Below are 286 nucleotides of genomic sequence, written 5' to 3' on the forward strand. Positions count from 1 at the left end.
TGCCTGTCCAGAAGCGAGCCAAACATCTTGCCCCGCCTTTGGTGGCGAAGGTTTAACAGACCTCCTCATCACAACTGCGCGCGTTGGATTGAGTGCTGAAATCTTAGAAAAAGAGCCAATGGCAGGCGCGACTTTCATAGCCAAAGACGTCGCCAAAGGCCAACAAGAGAACCAAGTCATCCTATGAAAAAAACCCTCGGCGTTTGCTATTATCCGGAACATTGGCCCGAAGAAGAATGGGCCGACAATGCGCGGCGTATGGTCGAAGCAGGCCTCACATGGGTGC

At 52.8% G+C, this 286-nt stretch carries 1 protein-coding gene and 1 pseudogene; both read left to right on the forward strand.

Features of this window, described 5'->3' with window-relative positions:
- A pseudogene (locus AB9F29_RS22375) lies at positions 1–187 on the forward strand (SMP-30/gluconolactonase/LRE family protein); the annotation flags it as partial.
- Positions 184–286: beta-galactosidase (locus AB9F29_RS22380; protein WP_369757310.1), on the forward strand; the 103-nt coding region annotated here is incomplete at its 3' end. The pseudogene AB9F29_RS22375 and the gene AB9F29_RS22380, both read left to right, overlap by 4 nt.

It is taken from the genome of Falsihalocynthiibacter sp. S25ZX9 (assembly GCF_041205405.1).
Classification (GTDB): domain Bacteria; phylum Pseudomonadota; class Alphaproteobacteria; order Rhodobacterales; family Rhodobacteraceae; genus Falsihalocynthiibacter; species Falsihalocynthiibacter arcticus.